Raw genomic sequence first — 12,839 nt, 5'->3', positions numbered from 1 at the left:
ACCCCTTATTTGCGCGAAATCATGGATAATCTTTCTGTTTATGATCCGACTGAAACAACGGTTGTGATGAAGGGGGCTCAGGTTGGAATGTCGGAAGCAGCGTTGAATTTTTGTGGTTATGCTATTCATCATAGTCCAGGACCGGCACTTTATGTGATGCCAACAGTTGAGACCGCTAAGAAACTATCAAAGTCTCGTCTTGATCCGATGATTTCAGCGAGCCCTGCTTTAAGTGAACGCATTGCCCCTGCTCGTGCACGCGACAGTGGAAATACAATGTTTTCAAAGGAATTTTATGGGGGAACGTTGATGATTACCGGAGCAAATAGTGCTGCTGGTTTACGTTCTTCTCCTATTCGCTATTTGGTTTTGGATGAAGTCGATGCTTATCCATTGAATGTCGATAATGAAGGCGATCCTGTAACAATTGCTGAAAAGCGAACCTCTGCTTTTATTCAACGTAAAATTTTTAAATTGTCCACGCCGACACACCGTGACACAAGCCGTATAGCCAAGGATTTTATGCTTGGTGATCAGAGATATTACAATGTTCCTTGTGATGCGTGTGGTACGCTACAGGCCATTGTTTGGTCGCAAATCAAGTGGCAAAAAGGCGCTCCAGAAAAAGCTGTTTTTGTTTGTGCGCATTGTGGTCATGAACATGCTGAACATCGCAAGGCTACCTTAATGGCGGAAGAAAACGGTGCTTGCTGGATCGCAACACAGGAGCCAAGTAAGCCTCGTCTGCGTTCTTACCATATTTCAGCGCTTTATTCGCCATGGCTGACTTGGGGCGATTGTGCGCGCGAATTTTTAAGAGCCAAAGAAGACCCTGCTCTTTTGCAGGTTTTTATTAATACAGTGCTTGGAGAGCCATGGGAAGACAGAACAGGCGAAGTCATCGATACCGATAGTCTTTATGCAAAACGCGAAGATTATCCCATCGCACCAGAACAAGCCGTGTTGTTGACAGCCGGCATCGATGTACAAAACGACCGCTTAGAGCTTGAAGTAGTGGGATGGGGACGCAGTGAAGAAAGCTGGCATATTGATTATCAGGTCATCCCTGGTGATCCCTCTTCTTTTGAAGTGTGGGACCAGCTGGATGAATATCTTACAAGACGCTGGCCGCACTCTGGTTACAAAGACGGCATCAGGATAACGGCTGCTTGTATTGATACCGGTGGTGGACACACACAGGCTGTTTACAATTATGTGCGCCCTCGTGAAGGACGGCGCATCTGGGGGATTAAGGGGCAAGCGGGATGGCGTGCGGTATGGCCGCGCCGTCCAAGCAGAAACAATAAGGGGCAGATTAATCTCTATATTGTTGGTGTTGATGCGGCAAAAGATATCATCACAGCACGATTTAAAAAATCCGGTCCTGAAGCATCAGGGGCTGGTGCAACACACTTTCATAAAAGCCTTGATCGGGAATATTTTGATCAGCTAACCGCTGAAAGAAAAGTCATCAAATATTTTAAAGGCTTCAAGCGCATTGAATGGCAAAAAAGCGAAAAGGCAAGAAACGAGGCTTTGGATTGTAGGGTCTATGCTTATGCTGCTTTACAAGGTTTGATTTCGGCAGGAATAAACCTTAATCGAGAAGTCGATATCTTAGAAGAGCGTTTGGAAAAACTTAAAGCTGACGCTTCTTTAGAGCAGCCAACATCAGAACATGTGCCCTCTCCTGCTCCAAGAAGATCTCAGATAGCACAACCTCAAAGGAAACAATCCAGAACGGTGATGAATCCTTATATGCAAGGGGATTGGAGGTAATTTGTGGATGAAACTTTAAGACAATTTAACAGCAAATTTTCGAGACTGGAAAGTTTAAAAAGGCGGCGTGAACAAATTGAAGAGGCTCTTTATTCGGGAGCACAATCGGTGCGCCATGGCGATAAGCAAGTCAGCAACCGCTCTGTTGAGGAACTGCGCAGAGCGCTTGAGATGCTGAACACACAAATAGCGGACCTTGAAGGACGCAAGCGTTCACGCGTTTTCTATTTTAATATATCACGAGGCTATTAATGGCTGGCTTTATCAATAAACTCACGGGCTTTTTTACAATTTCTCGTCAACACAATCCCCATTTTGAAGCGGCAAGCAAAAGCCGCCGTATGGGTGGTTTTGACCCCGCAAAAAAACATATTAATAAAGCCATTGAGGAATGCGGTGATACCATTGTTGCCCGTTCAAGATGGCTTTATGACAATGAAGCTCTTTATGGTTCTGCAACGGAGGAATGGGTCTCTGCGGCTATAAGTGATGGGATTAAACCCTATCCTCGCATTGAAGGGTTTCAAGAAGAAAAGAAAAAGCTTTTAGACTTATGGTGGCAATGGGTTGATGAAGCCGATTATGATGAAGATACCAGCTTTTATGGGCTGCAAGCAACCATTGCACGAGAGGTCTTTTTAACCGGAGAGTGCTTTGTAAGATTGCATTATGTTGATCTCTACGGACGCTCTGGTGTACCGCTTCAATTACAAGTTTATCCCACGGAAATGTTGGACCTTTCCTACAATGGACCGGCTGAGATTGAAGGTAATTACATTCGTATGGGAATTGAATTTAATGCCAGTGGTAAGCGCGTTGCTTATCATTTTTGGAAACATCACCCCTATGATGATTGTTCTGCAAGGATAGTCTTTGAGAGTCAAGAACGCATACGTGTCCCCGCTGAAATGGTCCTTCATATCAAAGAGCGCCGTATTGCCGGACAATTGCGCGGTTCTCCCAAAATAACGCGCTGTATGACAAAGATCTTTCAACTCGAATCCTATGACGACGCAGAACTCGATAGAAAAAGGACGGCGGCTCTTTTCGCGGCGTTTGTCAAGGACAATTCACCAAACGTCGAAAAATTATCCGATAATCGTGATAAAAACAACGTTGAAGAAGAATACAAAGCACCTGTCATTGCGCCCGGTGCATCTCTTTATTTAGGAGAGAATAAAGAAGTTACATTCTCAAATCCTGTTGAGGTTGGTGGCTCTTATGAGGCTTTTCAATTTCGCAATATCTTGAAAATTTGCTCGGCTCTCAATATGCCTTATGCCGTTGTGACAGGGGATGTTACGCGGGGGAATTTTTCCAATGTGCGCACCTCCATCATTCAGTTTAGACGTCATGTTAAACAATGGCGCGAACATATCATTGCCTTTCAATTCAACCGCATTATTTGGGAGCGCTTTGTGGAAATTTCCGTGCTTGCTGGATGCGTCAATTTGCCAGGCTGGGAGGAAAACCCCTTGCCATGGCTTCAATGTGAAAGCTTTGCGCCCCCGCTTGAAATGATTGATCCAAACAAGGATATCTCGGCGGAAAAAGAAGAAATCCGTGCAGGCTTGAAAACACGACGCATGGCACTTGCCGAGCGCGGCTTTGATATCGACAGCATTCATGCCGAACTGCAAGAAGAGCACACAGACGCGCGTGTGCGCGGTTTATCTTTTGACACCGATATGGCAGCGCCCTCTGGTGAAAATCAAACGATTGATACCGCAGTTTCAGCCCCTTCTGAGACTTATGAAAGCAACCAAGGCAGCGAGGCACATGCAAATGGTGAATAATCTCGACATGCCGTTTTTGGCATCACGGCTTTTTGGTGTTCCTCATATGCTTGCATCGACAAAGCTTGATATCATTTTGAATGCTCTTGCGCCGCGTCTTTTTGAGGGAGAAAAGTTTCCCCCTAGAGCTTTTGTGCAAGAGGATACGGAAGCTTTAAGACCCCCTGAAACTTATGTGGTGCAAAACAATATTGCTATCCTACCAGTTCATGGCACGCTTGTGCGCCGCGGTGCATGGCTTGGGGCTTTATCGGGTCTAACTTCTTATGAGGGTTTAAGGGCTTCTTTTCGTGAAGCCATTGCACAACCTGATGTTTGCGCTGTTTTACTTGATATTGACAGCGGCGGTGGAGAAGCCGGCGGTGTGTTTGATTTGGTTGAAGAATTCCAGACACTTTCAAAACAATACGACAAGCCCATTTGGGCGCATGCCAATGAGTTTGCCTGTTCTGCAGCTTATGCCATTGCCTGCTCTGCTTCTCAAATATGGGTAGCTCGTACAGGGGTTGTAGGCTCGATTGGGGTTGTTTGCGCCCATCTTGATCAGTCACGCGCAGATGAAAAACACGGGCATAAATGGACCTTTATTTTTGAAGGTGATCACAAGGTTCATGGCAACCCTCACGAACCCTTGAACGAGACAGCACAGATAAAAATGCAAGCAGATTGCGCCCTGCTCTACGACATGTTTGTCGATTGGGTGGCGCAAAATAGACGCTTAAATGCTGATGCAATTCGTGACACAAAAGCAGAAAATTTTATAGGCACCCAAGCTCTCACGCTTGGATTAGCAGATGCGCAGGGCACCCTTGCGCAAGCTTTGGAAGCCTTAACGGATTCCATATCACAAAACCCAACATCAACAGCAAAAGAAGGACAAAACACATGGCACGCACAAAATACCGCGCCGAACAAGAAGACGATGAAAGGATTGTCGACATCCTCGATGAAGAAGAGGAGGATGAAGACAATGAAAACAAGCAGGAAAACATAAAAGCTGCTCTTGAAAAAGAAAGAAAGCGCGCAAAAGCACTGACCAACCTTGAAAAGCAAGCAAAGCAATTAGGCGTTTCTTTTGACGCAGCAAAAGCTATTCAAAACGGTATGAGTCTCGAGAAAGCACGCCAGTGTGTGTTGGCGGCTGCTAGCTCTCAGAGCGCGTCTTTAAAAGTCTCGCCTTATACCCCTCATAGTGATGGGACAAGCAAGGCAAAGATTCACGCAAAATGGGAAGCAGCTTGGAGGGCAGTGAAATGACGAATATTATTTATGACGACGTACGCAATGGCGCTTATCTTGGACCCTACGACCCCGATATGTCAAACGAACAAGTGGTGTTTGCATCAGGAGCATTCATTGAAGCGGGAACTGTCATGGGAAAGATAACCGCAACGGAAAAATATATCCCCCTTAATCCAGCAGCAACAGATGGCAGCCAAACACCGGCAGGGATTTCTTTTGCCACTATTGACGCAACAGAAGCAGATCAACGCGCCGTGATTACAGCACGCTTATGCACTGTAAAAGCTTCTGAACTGCTATGGCCAGATGCCATCACAGATGAGCAAAAGAACGCGGCCATTCAGTCTTTCGAAGACAAAAACAACATTCTGTTGCGATAGGAGAATGCGCACATGGATATGAATTTTTTTAAACATGATGCTTTCTCAAGCATTACAATGATGAAAGCCATTGAAAACTATGAGTTTCAACCGGGTCTTGTGAGTTCTCTCAATCTTTTTGAGGAAGTTGAAACCAGCACCACAGTGGTGGGGATTGAACGGCGTGACAATACATTTTCGCTTATTCAAACCAGTGAACGCGGGGCACCTTTAGCAGAAGGCGATAGAGAGGGTCGTAACCTTCGGTTTTTTAAAACAACACGGATTGCCAAAAGTGATACCGTGAAATCAGAAGAAATCCAAAATCGGCGTGAATTTGGCACAGAAGATCAGTTAGAGACAGCAATGAAATATATTGCCAGAAAACAAAAGAAACTGATTTCTGAAATCGAATTGACATGGGAAAACATGCAGCTTGGCGCTGTTCAAGGTGTTGTCCTTGATGCTGATGGTTCGGTGATTGTCGATTGGTACAAAGAATGGGAAATCACACCACCAAAGCCGATTGACTTTAAACTGGAGAATGAAACAACCAATGTTGCCGACAATGTTGATCGGGTCATTATGCGAATGATTGAAGCTTCAAAAGGAGCGTTTTCTGATCGTTCACGGATTATTGGGCTTTGTGGAAATGAATTCTTTTCCAAGTTGAAAAACCATAAAACAATTCGTGAAACCTATTTAAACACAGCCTTAGCACAGACCCTCAATAGCGCAAGAGGTGTTGCAACACCAAGTGCTCTTGGCTCGGGGAGCTTTAGGAGTTTTGACTTTGCGGGGGTGACCTTTATCAATTATCGAAGCATTCACAACTATAATGTGAGTGCAAAAGCTGGGACAAAGCGCGCCATAGGAATTAAGCCTGATGAATGTCAATTCTTTCCTGTTGATGCGCCTGGTGTATTTCAGAAAACCTTTGCCCCTGGCGAAAGCTTGGATTTTGCCAACACGGTTGGAAAACCTCTCTACACGATGCTCATCGTCGACCACGACCGTAATGCATGGGTGAAACCTGAAGTGTACAGCTATCCGCTTTACATTTGCACACGCCCTGAAATGCTGTTCAAAGCAGTCATTGGAGCGAAATAACATGCGATGGCACGGGCTGCTAAACAAAATGGTCAAAGATGTGCGCAATACCTTTGGGCAGCCCGTCATCTACAGGCGAAAGGACAACCAGCAATCTTTTCGGATTACAGCGATTTACGGCATCAAACATTCGGAATCGGACGCCGGTGGTAGAATCCCTACCACAATTGCAAGAAAGGAACTTGATCTCTGCATCAATGACATTGGAGGCTTACCTCCAAAGCCTGAAGACAGCGTTGTTGTAATGGCTCCTGAAAACACTGAAGACACCACTCAGGAACACTTCACTGTCACTGATGTCCAAGCCTCTGAATCCGGTATGTATAAGCTTATCTTGCGGGAGCTAAAACAATGAAGCATCTTTATTTGGTGTGTTTAAAAATCAATAAGGCTGCCCAAGAGCCCTAACCACTGCAGCAAATTGGGGAGTAGCGGTGAATTTGTAGTTCCATGGTATACCAGAGCGGCGATTAACCCGACATCCCTCATATGTGATGTCTACTGATGCAATTCGCGTCCAAGTAGTTCGTTCATTCTTTTCAGAGCTTTCAAACACAATAGCTTGATCGGTTACCAAAAGACGCCCACGTGCTACAACTACCATTTGTTCTATTTTATTTACTCTACGTTTACCAACAAAATTAGCATATTCTTGAACTCCCAACAATTTTTCATTAGGTGCTAGACGATAATCATATTCACTTGCATCAAGTTCTTGAAACATTTCACATGCTTCGGAAAAATTAAAGGGAGGGATATCTGGTTGTAACATCGCAACTTGTTGTTCAAAATGTTTTTTGCGTCTGTATAGACAATAATTATATAAAGCGGAACCTGCAGAAAAAGTGAGGATTATTAACAACCCCCATCCCCAAAAACCTAACCCATCATTTTCATCTGATTTATTGTCTTCAATGGAGATAACTTGCTTATCGGTATTCTCAGCTGGTACCTGAGTCACGCTTTCGTTTTGAGTAGCAACATCTATTGATGAAGTCGAGGAGGAGATAACAATTTCGTTATTGTGTGCAACTTGTTCTGATCTGTCTTTGTGTACAGAAGCCCCTACTATTGCAGAGCCGATAAATAATAAAGCTCCAATACCAAGAGTTTTCAGTCCGTTTTTCCGCCATTTTTTTATACATACAAAAACGATTCCAGTAATAATAATTGGTAAAGATAACAACCATACAATCATCGCAATTGTGTCAAGCGTATCGAGCATTATTTCCCCCCTCCGCTATAAATAAAAAATAAAGCTGATAGATTTGAAGTGAGTCGACAAATAAAGTAAAGATGCGTTTATCATTTTTAGAAAAAAGTGATATTACTGCTTGACATTATGATAGGATTATGAATAATCGAATCAGGTGCCTAAGAAACACCTTAAAACAACAAGCGGATTGGTTGCCGAAATAATCAGTCTTCCGCACATTGTAAAGGCTTTGACTCATTATATGCGTATAGCGTATACTGGTCTTGTCGGGTGTGGTTATGCCATAAAATACCTTTCCGGGGGAAAGCATAACGACGGGCTTGTTGCCGTGTTTCTTAGCACCCGGCACTTTTTTAAAGTGTCATTAAGAAACATCTATCAACAAGGAATTCATTATGAACACACTTATAGAAATTAGAGAACAGGTTATTGATCAGGAAACTGTTCAAACCGTCAATGCTCGTGATTTGCATGCGTTTTTGGAAATAAAGTCTGAATTTAGAAATTGGATTAAAAATCGCATTAAAGAATGTAAATTTCAGGAAAATATAAACTTTATAACTGCGGTAAATTTTTACCGGGGTGGAAAAATAAAAGAATACCACATTACATTAGACATGGCTAAACACCTTTCAATGATCGAGCGTAATGATAAAGGACATGAAGCACGTCAATACTTTATCAAATGTGAACGGCTTTTGAAACAAGTAGTGACACCGCAAATTGACTACTCTAAACCCGAAGCATTGCTAGGTGTCTTGAATCACTTACAAAATCAAATCGAGCAGAAAGATCATGTTATTTCTGAGTTAGAGCCAAAAGCAAAAGCACTTGAAGGCTTGAAACGCTCTGATGGTCTGTTTGGGTTGATTGAAGCTGCAAAGATGCTTGAAGTACGACCAAAAGATTTAACCGATTACTTGCGTAAACATGATTGGGTCTATCGACGGGCTCCAGGAGCTCCATTGTTGCCCTATCAGGATAAGATCAAGAAAGGATTCATGGATTGTCCTGCTATTACCATCCAAAGACCGGATGGGTCAGAAAAGGTGCTGCCTTCAACAAAAATCACATCCAGAGGATTGGCTTGTTTGAGAGAACAAATCTTTGGGGGTGTACAATGAAGTGCAGTGTCGATTTCTTATGCGATTTGTGGATGGCATTATCTCAATTTTCTAGACATGAAAGTATGAGCGATAAAGATTGTACTGCTCTGGTTGACACTATGAGTGTAGTAGAAAAAGCTTTGATCTTAAAGCTTCGAGATGAGATGCCAAGTATACTTAAAATCTTAACAGTTTTAACAGATTTTGGCGATTCAGAATTACCGCATAGCATGGATTCTTTTTTGAAAGCTTACGAACCAAATTTAGAACACCCCATTAAAAAGGTTGCTTAAGTTAAAAACAGATCTCCCCTCCCCGTTCTTAAAGTGGGGAGGTGGTTAATTCCGATGGCTTTTTCGTAAATCTCGTTCAATGAGATGCCTCACATAGCGTGTATAAGGGATAGCTTGATTTCTAGCTTTTTCTTTTAAAGCCTTCATAAGCGCTTGAGGCAAGCGAATATTCATAGAGGCTTCTTTAGGTAAGAATTCAAAATGAACGGGTTTAAAACCAGTTAAGTCATAATCAGTGAGATCCGCAGTATCAACAAAGTTTTCTGCTTCTTCATCCGTCTTGAAAACAGGCATTTGTTTTAATTTAGAGGTTTTCATAAAAATCAATCTCCTTTTGGTGCATATAACGAGCGCTAATAGGACGCACAAACAGCTCATCCTTTATTGTTCTTAAGGTAAAAACTAAAAAAATATATCGTTCATTATAGGTTCTTCCAATGGCTCTGAAACGCTCTTCTTTAACATTGGGGTCATGCTTTATGACGAGATTTCCAGAATTGGTGAATAAATATTCAATTTCTTTTTTAGAAACTCCATGTTTGGCACATTTGGGCCAATTACCGTCATCCCAATTTATGCCATGAACTTTTATATTCGTTATCATAACGTATGTATATCAAAATGTATCCACAAATACAATAAAAATGATTAAAAATCAATCTGTTTAAACAGGAGCTTTTATGCATCCGAGAGAGACGATCAGGGAAAGTTTTGTTGCGTTGATCAAAGCAGCAAAGACGGCTGCTGGTGACAATGTTTTCAATATGCGTGATTTCAACTTTTCCATTGAGAAAATGCCGGCCATTAATATCTCAACACAAAGTGAAACGATTGAAGATGGCTATGATTATGGAGTAAGGCGGCGTGTCTTAACGGTGGATGTTGAATGTTATGCGACATGTGAAGATGGAGCGCGTTTTGTTGACCAATTAGCATGGGAGGTTGAAAAAAATTTCTATGCTAATCCCAATCTCAACAACACCGTTGAAACATGCCACCTGCAAAATATTGCTTTTGCCTTTGGTGATAATGGTGCTCAAGCACTCCATGGGGCAATTTTAACCTTTGAGGTCATTTATGTAACCAATATCCCCTCCCCTGATACAGAAGAAGGCAGTGTAACAGCAGGATTTGTTGAACCTTTCTTAAGGGTTGAACCCGAAACAGGCGTGAGAAACAAAGACAAATATCATAAAATCGAGGGGGCTCATGTTAGAGCGGCGCGATAAAGAAATCACTGATTTAAAAAGACGTGTAGCAAATATGGTTATGGTGGGCAAAATTAGCCATGTCGACCATAAAAACGCACGCTATCGGGTAAAAAGTGGCAACCTTGTCAGTGACTGGATTCCAGACACCCAAGCCCGCGCCGGTAAAACACGCTCCTATGAAGGGCGTGATGTTGGAGAGCAAGTGGTGGTTGTTTCATCATCGGGGGATTTATCACAAGGGGTGATTGTTGGCTCCATTCATACAGATGCCCATCAAGCCGCCGATAAAGGCAGCATTCACCGAACGATATACCCTGATGGAACAACGCTTGAATATGATGATGAACAAAACAGCTATAGCATTCATATTAAATCAGGCGGAAAGTTTATCTTCACAATTTCTGATGGCGTGTCTCTTAAAGGTGATGGTGGCAAGCTAGAGCTTACCGCACCAGAAGGCATAAAAATTGTTTCACAAAGCGATATCAATTTCAATGCAAAGGGCAACATTTCTTTGCAGGCTGGTGGTGGTATTTCACTTCATTCGGATGAGAGTCTCTCTCTTCATTCCGGTAATCATGTTTCCATTCATTCAAGTGGATTAAGGCATAACGGCACCAATATAGGAGCAACACATGTTCACGGCGGTGTTGTTCCTGGTGGCTCCATGACAGGAGGTCCCAATTGAATACAGGAATGGACCGTAGCACAGGAAAGCCCTTGACTGGCATTGCACATTTGCGCCAATCAATCCTTGATATTTTATCAACACTCATTGGTACACGGGTGATGCGTCGTGACTATGGTTCACGCGTTGCTGAACTCATTGATGCACCAGTGAATGAGGCTTTTGCTGTTACCCTTTATGCCGCCATTGCCGAGGCTTTAGACAAGTGGGAACCGCGTTTTAAACTGAAAACAATTGATTTTAAAATGGTTGAAGCTGGAAAAGTTTCCTTGTCCTTTGAAGGCATTTATTTGCCTTCAGGTAAGCCCATCACCATGGAAGGACTATTGATACAATGAATGGAGCGCTTGCAAAACCAGAAATCATTACAGAAATTTCTTTTGAGGAAATACGGGCTGCTGCTCTTGCCCATTTAAAAGAGCTTTTGCCAAATTATCCCATTCTTGAAAGTGATCCGGCAGTCAAAGTTATTGAAGCTTTTAGCTATCGAGAATTGCTTTTAAGGCAGCGTATTAACGAAGCCGCACGCAACAATATTCTTGATTTTGCAACCGGTGAATCCCTTGATGCTTTAGGAAATTGGCATGGAATTGCCCGCATGGAAGGTGAAAGTGATGAGAGGTATCGTGAACGTATTCAACTTCATGCGCGTGGTGGCAAAGGAAGTGGAACAGAACCCTATTACAAGCTTATAGCTCTGTCCGCAGATAACCGTGTTAAGGATGCGATTATTTATCGTAAAGGCAAAGATCCAACTATCTATGTTGCTCTTTTTGGCAACAATGAAGAAGGAACAGCATCTGAAGATCTCATACAAACAGTCTCACAAGCCCTTCACAGAAAAAATATCATCATGACCAATGATACAATCATTGTGCACGCTGCTGTCAAAAAAGTGGTGGATTTAGAAGCAGATGTTTGGCTGTTACCGGAAACATCTTTGAAAATTCTCACGACAATGGAAGCAAATCTAAGAGCTGCATGGAGAAAAGAACAAGCCATTGGTCGTGAATTAAGCCTCTCGTGGTGGATTTCAAAACTAATGATTGTTGGTGTCCAGAAAGTGACTGCCATTACACCAACACAAGACAGTGCAGTTTGTGATGAAGAAGTTTTAGCACTTGGTAAAGTCACCTTAAACTTCAAAGGTCGTGCCCGCTAATGGTTGCCTTCCTACTCCCAAGCAATGCAACAGAATTTGAAAAACGCCTTGCTGAGGCATGTGATTTTCATCAAGATGTGAATGGTTCTGTTTTGGGGATTTCGCGCAGCAAGCTTATCACCCGCCCTCCCCGCTTCTTGCCGTGGTTGATTGAAGAATATGGGCTTGGAGAACTTACACCTTATGTCCCAAACCTTTATGATTTGATTGATCAAGGGCTTGAATGGCAGCGTTTGCGTGGTTCTCTTGCCGCCATTGATAGAGGGCTTGAATGGCTTCAAATGACAGCACGCTTTCAACCCGCCTGGACGGGGCGTGCATGGTGGAATTCCTTTCAACTTTACTTTGACCAATTGCCTGAACGAACACAGCTCGAAGCCATTGAAGCCATCGTGAGATTTTCCAAAAGCTTGCGCTCTGATTTTCGCCGTGGTGTCAATGGCTATGATGTGCAAGCCATGGAAGGCAATATGTCACGCCTTGATGACAGTCTTCTGGAATATGAAAGCGGTGTGTGCATAACAGCTGGGGGCACTTTGTTTTCCTTTGGTCGCACCACAGAAATCACCCATCTTCTTCACAAAGAAGAAGGCAGGCTTATTGGCAATTGGATCGATGATGGGGATGAAGAATTAAGCTGGGAACAGATTGATTATCCATGGGACATGGCAAATTTTCCGTGGTGTTCGGTCAAAAAACATGAACGCGATATTTTGATGGCAGAGTGGTTTCATGGCCGCACGCTTTATCTCGTGTTAAGAGACAGCCAAAATGCCGTAATTGGCTTTCGAAGATGCTATGCTGTAGCGCCTGTCGAACAGGTTTTGGATGGTGTTTATCACCATTCAGGTAATCACTATCAGCCCTCCCCGAGGGG

18 protein-coding genes are annotated in these 12,839 nt (G+C 43.2%); 15 read left to right on the top strand and 3 right to left on the bottom strand.

All coding sequences use genetic code 11. The annotated features are described in order from the left end of the window. The 8 genes from J7R10_RS07235 to J7R10_RS07200 all read left to right on the top strand — a co-directional run. The coding region (locus J7R10_RS07235; protein WP_208436407.1) for a phage terminase large subunit family protein at positions 1 to 1,779 on the top strand (1,779 nt) is incomplete at its 5' end. Between the two features lie 3 nt (positions 1,780 to 1,782). Next, entirely contained in the window at positions 1,783 to 2,031 is a 249-nt protein-coding gene (locus J7R10_RS07230) for a phage head-tail joining protein (RefSeq protein ID WP_010704782.1), read from the top strand. Next, positions 2,031 to 3,575, top strand: coding sequence for a phage portal protein (locus J7R10_RS07225; protein WP_010704781.1), 1,545 nt, complete (start codon positions 2,031 to 2,033; stop codon positions 3,573 to 3,575). The genes J7R10_RS07230 and J7R10_RS07225 overlap by 1 nt, the downstream gene beginning before the upstream one ends. Then, entirely contained in the window at positions 3,565 to 4,569 is a 1,005-nt protein-coding gene (locus tag J7R10_RS07220) for a S49 family peptidase (RefSeq protein ID WP_010704780.1), read from the top strand. The genes J7R10_RS07225 and J7R10_RS07220 overlap by 11 nt, the downstream gene beginning before the upstream one ends. Then, positions 4,461 to 4,832, top strand: coding sequence for a hypothetical protein (locus J7R10_RS07215; RefSeq protein ID WP_035000760.1), 372 nt, complete (start codon positions 4,461 to 4,463; stop codon positions 4,830 to 4,832). The genes J7R10_RS07220 and J7R10_RS07215 overlap by 109 nt, the downstream gene beginning before the upstream one ends. After that, positions 4,829 to 5,197 (top strand): head decoration protein, encoded by a 369-nt coding sequence (locus J7R10_RS07210; protein ID WP_010704779.1) that lies wholly within the window; start codon positions 4,829 to 4,831, stop codon positions 5,195 to 5,197. The genes J7R10_RS07215 and J7R10_RS07210 overlap by 4 nt, the downstream gene beginning before the upstream one ends. A 12-nt stretch (positions 5,198 to 5,209) precedes the next feature. After that, positions 5,210 to 6,286 carry a major capsid protein gene (locus tag J7R10_RS07205; RefSeq protein ID WP_010704778.1) on the top strand — a complete coding sequence of 359 codons (1,077 nt, stop codon included), beginning with the start codon at positions 5,210 to 5,212 and terminating at the stop codon, positions 6,284 to 6,286. A gap of 1 nt (position 6,287) precedes the next feature. Further along, positions 6,288 to 6,641 carry a head-tail joining protein gene (locus tag J7R10_RS07200; protein WP_010704777.1) on the top strand — a complete coding sequence of 118 codons (354 nt, stop codon included), beginning with the start codon at positions 6,288 to 6,290 and terminating at the stop codon, positions 6,639 to 6,641. Between the two features lie 27 nt (positions 6,642 to 6,668). On the opposite strand, the gene J7R10_RS07195 is transcribed toward J7R10_RS07200, so the two are convergent. Beyond that, on the bottom strand, positions 6,669 to 7,511 hold the full coding sequence (locus tag J7R10_RS07195) for a hypothetical protein (RefSeq protein WP_010704776.1): 843 nt from the start codon (positions 7,509 to 7,511) through the stop codon (positions 6,669 to 6,671). 386 nt (positions 7,512 to 7,897) lie between these two features. On the opposite strand from J7R10_RS07195, the gene J7R10_RS07190 reads away from it, so the two are divergent. Both J7R10_RS07190 and J7R10_RS07185 read left to right on the top strand, forming a co-directional pair. Further along, on the top strand, positions 7,898 to 8,626 hold the full coding sequence (locus tag J7R10_RS07190) for a phage antirepressor Ant (protein ID WP_010704775.1): 729 nt from the start codon (positions 7,898 to 7,900) through the stop codon (positions 8,624 to 8,626). Continuing rightward, positions 8,623 to 8,901: a hypothetical protein gene (locus J7R10_RS07185; RefSeq protein WP_010704774.1), complete on the top strand. Its 279-nt coding sequence runs from the start codon at positions 8,623 to 8,625 to the stop codon at positions 8,899 to 8,901. Before J7R10_RS07190 ends, J7R10_RS07185 begins: the two co-directional genes overlap by 4 nt. Before the next feature lie 45 nt (positions 8,902 to 8,946). Here the strand turns inward: J7R10_RS07185 and J7R10_RS07180 are convergent, their stop codons facing one another. After that, positions 8,947 to 9,219, bottom strand: coding sequence for a CopG family antitoxin (locus J7R10_RS07180; protein ID WP_015399272.1), 273 nt, complete (start codon positions 9,217 to 9,219; stop codon positions 8,947 to 8,949). Beyond that, the gene (locus J7R10_RS07175) at positions 9,206 to 9,505 is read right to left on the bottom strand and encodes a BrnT family toxin (RefSeq protein ID WP_015399273.1); all 300 of its coding nucleotides are present in this window, start codon (positions 9,503 to 9,505) and stop codon (positions 9,206 to 9,208) included. The genes J7R10_RS07180 and J7R10_RS07175 overlap by 14 nt, the downstream gene beginning before the upstream one ends. Before the next feature lie 76 nt (positions 9,506 to 9,581). Between J7R10_RS07175 and J7R10_RS07170 the strand changes: the two genes are divergently transcribed. From J7R10_RS07170 to J7R10_RS07150, 5 genes are all read left to right on the top strand, one after another. Beyond that, the gene (locus J7R10_RS07170) at positions 9,582 to 10,130 is read left to right on the top strand and encodes a hypothetical protein (protein WP_208436406.1); all 549 of its coding nucleotides are present in this window, start codon (positions 9,582 to 9,584) and stop codon (positions 10,128 to 10,130) included. Further along, entirely contained in the window at positions 10,111 to 10,800 is a 690-nt protein-coding gene (locus tag J7R10_RS07165) for a phage baseplate assembly protein V (protein WP_010704769.1), read from the top strand. Before J7R10_RS07170 ends, J7R10_RS07165 begins: the two co-directional genes overlap by 20 nt. Beyond that, positions 10,797 to 11,138, top strand: a complete 342-nt coding sequence (locus J7R10_RS07160) for a GPW/gp25 family protein (protein ID WP_010704768.1) — start codon at positions 10,797 to 10,799, stop codon at positions 11,136 to 11,138. The genes J7R10_RS07165 and J7R10_RS07160 overlap by 4 nt, the downstream gene beginning before the upstream one ends. Then, positions 11,135 to 11,962, top strand: a complete 828-nt coding sequence (locus J7R10_RS07155; RefSeq protein WP_010704767.1) for a baseplate J/gp47 family protein — start codon at positions 11,135 to 11,137, stop codon at positions 11,960 to 11,962. Before J7R10_RS07160 ends, J7R10_RS07155 begins: the two co-directional genes overlap by 4 nt. Beyond that, a partial coding sequence (locus tag J7R10_RS07150) for a phage tail protein (protein WP_026501414.1) occupies positions 11,962 to 12,839 on the top strand: 878 nt, incomplete at its 3' end. The genes J7R10_RS07155 and J7R10_RS07150, both read left to right, overlap by 1 nt.

It is taken from the genome of Bartonella vinsonii subsp. berkhoffii ATCC 51672, assembly GCF_902825225.1.
In the GTDB taxonomy this organism is placed as follows: Bacteria; Pseudomonadota; Alphaproteobacteria; order Rhizobiales; family Rhizobiaceae; genus Bartonella; species Bartonella berkhoffii.
This window is presented reverse-complemented; position numbering and strand designations above follow the sequence as displayed.

Excerpts from the sequence above, each read along its gene's own strand:
- J7R10_RS07180 (WP_015399272.1), bottom strand. The coding sequence starts at position 9,219 with ATGAAAACCTCTAAATTAAAACAAATGCCTGTTTTCAAGACGGATGAA.
- J7R10_RS07175 (WP_015399273.1), bottom strand. The coding sequence starts at position 9,505 with ATGATAACGAATATAAAAGTTCATGGCATAAATTGGGATGACGGTAAT.
- J7R10_RS07200 (WP_010704777.1), top strand. The coding sequence starts at position 6,288 with ATGCGATGGCACGGGCTGCTAAACAAAATGGTCAAAGATGTGCGCAAT.
- J7R10_RS07195 (WP_010704776.1), bottom strand. The coding sequence starts at position 7,511 with ATGCTCGATACGCTTGACACAATTGCGATGATTGTATGGTTGTTATCT.
- J7R10_RS07210 (WP_010704779.1), top strand. The coding sequence starts at position 4,829 with ATGACGAATATTATTTATGACGACGTACGCAATGGCGCTTATCTTGGA.
- J7R10_RS07185 (WP_010704774.1), top strand. The coding sequence starts at position 8,623 with ATGAAGTGCAGTGTCGATTTCTTATGCGATTTGTGGATGGCATTATCT.
- J7R10_RS07165 (WP_010704769.1), top strand. The coding sequence starts at position 10,111 with ATGTTAGAGCGGCGCGATAAAGAAATCACTGATTTAAAAAGACGTGTA.
- J7R10_RS07220 (WP_010704780.1), top strand. The coding sequence starts at position 3,565 with ATGGTGAATAATCTCGACATGCCGTTTTTGGCATCACGGCTTTTTGGT.
- J7R10_RS07190 (WP_010704775.1), top strand. The coding sequence starts at position 7,898 with ATGAACACACTTATAGAAATTAGAGAACAGGTTATTGATCAGGAAACT.
- J7R10_RS07205 (WP_010704778.1), top strand. The coding sequence starts at position 5,210 with ATGGATATGAATTTTTTTAAACATGATGCTTTCTCAAGCATTACAATG.
- J7R10_RS07215 (WP_035000760.1), top strand. The coding sequence starts at position 4,461 with ATGGCACGCACAAAATACCGCGCCGAACAAGAAGACGATGAAAGGATT.
- J7R10_RS07225 (WP_010704781.1), top strand. The coding sequence starts at position 2,031 with ATGGCTGGCTTTATCAATAAACTCACGGGCTTTTTTACAATTTCTCGT.
- J7R10_RS07170 (WP_208436406.1), top strand. The coding sequence starts at position 9,582 with ATGCATCCGAGAGAGACGATCAGGGAAAGTTTTGTTGCGTTGATCAAA.
- J7R10_RS07155 (WP_010704767.1), top strand. The coding sequence starts at position 11,135 with ATGAATGGAGCGCTTGCAAAACCAGAAATCATTACAGAAATTTCTTTT.